The organism is Neolewinella lacunae (assembly GCF_014349155.1).
In the GTDB taxonomy this organism is placed as follows: Bacteria; Bacteroidota; Bacteroidia; order Chitinophagales; family Saprospiraceae; genus Neolewinella; species Neolewinella lacunae.
In genome coordinates this window covers 1-4,609 of sequence record NZ_JACSIT010000041.1, presented here as the reverse complement: position 1 = coordinate 4,609, position 4,609 = coordinate 1, and the positions used below count along the sequence as shown (strand labels likewise).

Here is a 4,609-nt window from a genome sequence, read left to right as displayed (position 1 = left end):
GGGATAGTTCAATTAAGTGTGTCTGGGTTAGTTATTACTCTATCGCAAGGCGTAGCCTTGCGACGAGCGCGCGATCCGCGCCGCACAGTCGGAGGCCGAAGGCCGGAGACTGCGCGGCGCGGATCGCGCGCTGCCATTTTTAGCTTGGCCCCATGTGCTTGGTTACCCGATCCCCATACAGCTTAACCAGATCGCGCTGGATGGCCTTCCAGCCATACGCCTGTTTGCGCCACGACTTCTCGTTATGCATTAGGCTCAGGTACACCTGCTTCATCAAGGCCGTATCTGATGCCCAGGCAGCCTTGCCCTTGATGAGTTTACGGATGATTCGGTGGACGGCTTCCACGGGGTTGGTCGTATAGATCATTCGACGTAGGGCTATCGGGAAGTCTAGGAAGGCCATCAGCTCATCCCAATCACGACGCCAACTGACGACGATACTGCTGTACTTGTGACCCCACTCTACCTCAAAAGCCTCTAGGGCTGTTGCTGCTGCCTCCTGAGTGTCCGCCTTGTAAACCGCCTTCAAACCTCTTACCACCGCCTTCATGTCCTTGTCATCTACGAAGCGCGTGGTGTTGCGCATCTTATGCACCAGGCACTTCTGGACCACCGTGGCCGGGAAGACATCATTCATCGCCTCACTAAAGCCCGTCAAGTCATCCGTGCAGAAGACTAAAACGTCCTCGACGCCACGAAACTTTAAGTCCTCAAGTACCAGTCCCCATTGGTTAGCACCCTCATTTTCAGACATATACATGCCCAATAGGTCCCGATTACCGTGACCGTCAACAGAGTAAACAGTGTAGAACGCACGGCTGGAGTACTTGCCCTCGTGGCGGACTTTGAAATGGATCGCATCCATGTAAATTACGGCATAGAACTCTAAAAGTCGGCGGTTACGCCACTCTTGAATGACTGGAAGTACCTGGTCCGTAATGGCCGATATCTTGCCCGCCGAAATGTCCACCCCAAACATCGTCTGGAGCAACCGCTTAATGTCCTCAACCGAATTACCCTGCGCATACAGAGCTAGTATCTGCGTGTCCAAACCACTCGATAGCTCTCGCTCTCGCTTGGGTACTAGCTGGGGCTCAAAGGTCCCCTGCCGGTCCCGCGGCGTACGGATCGACAAGGGGCCAGCTTCGGAAAGAATCGTCTTGTCGGTGTAGCCGTTACGCTTGTTCTCCTCCCCTTGGGCTCTCGTCTCAGCAACATGGCCTAGGACCTCGCCGTCCAGGGCGGCATTAACCATCGTCTGGAGCAGATGAGCAAACGGGCTACCTTGCTCTAGTAGGGGTTTACGCGAGTAAAGCTGCTCGTGCATCTGCCGGAACTGCTCAGGATCGCTGAACAACTCTTCCAGCGTGGGATTTTTACTTTTCTTTGCCATAAATCACGAATCTAAGTTGTGTGAATGTAGACACACTTAGATGAACAGTCTCGGCCTGTCACGGGCGGCAGCTCCTTTATTCCCTTCCTCCTTTACCCTTTATTCCTTTCCCGTATCTTGTGCCCGCAGAACCGCATCTGCGGACTGCACAACGCCCCTTTGCCGCATGCAATTCTCCTCAAAACTCATCGAAGAAGCCGTAAATTCCTTCGCCAGCCTGCCCGGGATTGGCAAGAAGACGGCCCTCCGCCTGGTCTTGCACCTCGTCCAACGCCCGGTCGAAGACAGCGTCGGCTTCGCCCAGGCCATCGCCCGGATGCGGGAAAACATCCTGCACTGCACTACCTGTGGCAACCTCAGCGACCAGCACGTGTGCTCCATCTGCCGCGATCCCCGCCGCGATCAGTCCCTCATCTGTGTGGTGGAATCGATCCGCGACGTGATGGCCATCGAAGACACGCGGCAGTACCGCGGGCTTTACCACGTCTTGGGCGGCGTCATCGCCCCCATCGAGGGCATTGGCCCGGCCGACCTTAACATCGACTCCCTCATCGGCCGCGCGCGGCACCCCGATACCCAGGAGATCATCATGGCCATCAGTCCCACGATTGAGGGCGATACCACCATCTTTTACATCACCCGCTTGCTCGAAGACGTTGACATCACCGTGAGCAACATCGCCCGCGGGGTCTCCTTCGGCGGCGAGCTGGAGTACGCCGATGAAGTGACGCTGGGGCGGAGTATTGTGGCTCGGACGCGGTTGTAAATGAGTGAATGCGTGAATGAGTGAATGGGCTACCGCACGGGATAGGCGAGACAACAGCGTAGGTAATGAGAGCACCGTAACGGAGTGATTGCCGGTTGTTGCAGGGTGTCTGTTCAAAAACTCAGGGAACTTGGCCGATATAGGCCGAGTCTTCCCCTAGGCACGATGAACTACTGCACTATGAACTACTGCACTATGAACTACTGAACTGAACTACCTCCCCAAAATCCGCTCCCTATCCTCCGGCCGGTTCGCATTGGTCAGGGGGGCTTCGTCGCTCAGTTCCAGGAGGGCGATTTCGCTGTTGATCAGCAGTTTGCGCGGGCAGGCGTAGCCGAGGGCCAGGAATTGGAGCAGGCGGGCGTAGGCGCGGGGTTCGTAGATGGCGATGAGGGGTTCGGGGAAAGGCTGGCTAGCGCCTTTCACTGCCGTGGCGTACTGCCGGGCGTCGCGGGTGGCGACCAACTCCCGGAGCGTCGGAGCGTCCAGCAGGGGCAAATCGCAGGCCAGGACCAGCCAGGCGGCGTCGGGGTCCGTCAGCAGCGCCGAGCAGATTGCGCCGACAACGCCCATGCCCAGGAAGCGGTCGGGGATCAACGGTACGTCCGCCACGGGAGGATGCTCGGTGGTGGCGACGGAAAGAAAGGTTTCGAGGCCCAGGCTGCGGCACATGTCGACCATGCGGGCGCTTTCGGTTTGTCCGTTGTGATAGACCAGGCTGGCCTTGTCGGTGCCCATGCGGGTGGATTTTCCGCCCGCCAGTACTACGGCTTTGAGGGGTGGCCGCCGGGCGCTGGCGCTGGTGTGGACGAGGGTGAAAAGGCTTTCGGCGGTGGGGTCGTCGGCCAGGGAGATAAGGACCGGCGTTTGGGCCAGGCTGGCCAGGTGTTCGGTGAGCCAGGCGGGTAGGGTGGAGGCGGCGGGTTCGATGAAGACGATGGCGGCAAGGTCGGTCAACTGCTCCCGGCGGCGTTCCAGGGTGCCGGCCTTGGCGGGGTCAATGAAGGCGATTTGCCGGGCGGCGGGGTAGTGGTTGCCGTTGGTGAGTACCAGGTCGTAATGGCCCCCTAGGAGGCGATCGTCGTATTCATTCCAGGGGGCGCTGCTGGCCCGGAATTGCTTGGCGGCCGACTGGAACAACTGGCCGGGCAGTTGCTCGGCGTGGTCTCCGGTAATGGTCAGGGTCCGGAAGTCTTCGCCCAGTCGGGGCAACCAGCTGTGGAGCAAGCCATCGATGCGCGCACAGGTGGTGCCCACGAGGGAAAACTCCGTGCGGGCGTAGTACCCCTGAGTGGGGCGGGCTAGTGGGGGATGTTTTTGGTGATCGCTTGGCATGGGGGTAAAGATAGGGTGGGGTGGGGGTTTGGGGTTGGCATAAGGCAAATGGCAGTTCTCTCCCCCCCCTTACTATCACTGGCACCTAATAATAGTTCCCCAGGTTAACACAGTATGTTCTACCCTTCCAACAGGGTATTCGATGAGTTTTACAGCTTTTAGGGCGTTGTTGCATGAAGATTTTGGGTAAAGCTTACGCTGCGGTTATTACAAATTAATCAATTTTAATTTTAGAAATTGGCATACCAAAGGCTGTCATCTGATTTAGAGCTTTAATTTTCATTTTGTTTTCTTGGGTTTGAGTTTTAAGTGATCGTGAATAATCAATGGTCCGCTGCGATTTCAAGCTGCTCTAGCGGCGTAGTTCCTGACCTCCGCCAGTACCTCTTGACTTTTTGGCAGGTTCGGGTCAATCCCACACCTGCTGAAAATGCGTAAAGCCAAGCGCTCATTGGTATAGGCAGTTGTAATATCAGCCATGGAAAATGCTCCGCGTTCAAGGTCGGGAACCGCTAAGTGGTGGGCAGCTTTAGCCAAATTAACTACCGTTAGCGCGCAGTTGACGTGGAAGTCGATCTTAAGCCAATCACGCCCTTGCCCCTCTTCTAAACCGCTGAACTGCTTGCCATCGCGGAAAATGAATTCTTGTTGGTAACGACAGCGGTAAGCATGGACAATTTGTTCGGCTGGCTGATCAACATCGGTGCTCATGTATACCTTCACAGACTTGATTTTGTTTTTTTCGTCAAGTTGGTGTATAACCACGATACGGATTTTTAATCCTGCTACTTTTAGTTGAACCACGCCCGTCCAAGCAACGGTTTGAGGTGAACTCAGCGCTTCCACTCGACTAAATACGGCAGGATCAAGGTTAAATAAGTTGACAAAGCCAGCATATTCCTTAGGCCGCCCTTTTGACTTTTGTGGTCCGCTGTAGTAGTAGCGCAGACTGACGTTTTTACGCAAGCGGGAGACTACATGAAAACCTGCATTGACAACGCGTTGGATGAATGGATTTCGGGAAAAGTACGCATCGACTACCACGTATTTACTGATCTGGAGCAGTTCGTCAGCCCGTTGCTCAAGGATTTCGGCATAATAATCCAGCAAAGATT

General features: G+C 55.8%; 4 protein-coding genes. 1 reads left to right on the top strand and 3 read right to left on the bottom strand.

Annotated elements, in window-relative coordinates; genetic code table 11:
* Positions 1-139: 139 nt before the first annotated feature.
* Positions 140-1,393 (bottom strand): IS256 family transposase, encoded by a 1,254-nt coding sequence (locus H9S92_RS02155; protein ID WP_187465088.1) that lies wholly within the window; start codon positions 1,391-1,393, stop codon positions 140-142.
* Positions 1,394-1,559: 166 nt separating this feature from the next.
* On the opposite strand from H9S92_RS02155, the gene recR reads away from it, so the two are divergent.
* Positions 1,560-2,159, top strand: a complete 600-nt coding sequence (recR, locus tag H9S92_RS02150) for a recombination mediator RecR (protein ID WP_187465087.1) — start codon at positions 1,560-1,562, stop codon at positions 2,157-2,159.
* A gap of 213 nt (positions 2,160-2,372) precedes the next feature.
* Here recR and H9S92_RS02145 read toward each other — a convergent pair whose 3' ends face one another.
* Together H9S92_RS02145 and H9S92_RS02140 are read right to left on the bottom strand one after the other, a co-directional pair.
* Positions 2,373-3,494 carry an NTP transferase domain-containing protein gene (locus tag H9S92_RS02145; protein ID WP_187465086.1) on the bottom strand — a complete coding sequence of 374 codons (1,122 nt, stop codon included), beginning with the start codon at positions 3,492-3,494 and terminating at the stop codon, positions 2,373-2,375.
* Between the two features lie 342 nt (positions 3,495-3,836).
* The coding region (locus H9S92_RS02140; RefSeq protein WP_187464848.1) for a transposase at positions 3,837-4,609 on the bottom strand (773 nt) is incomplete at its 5' end.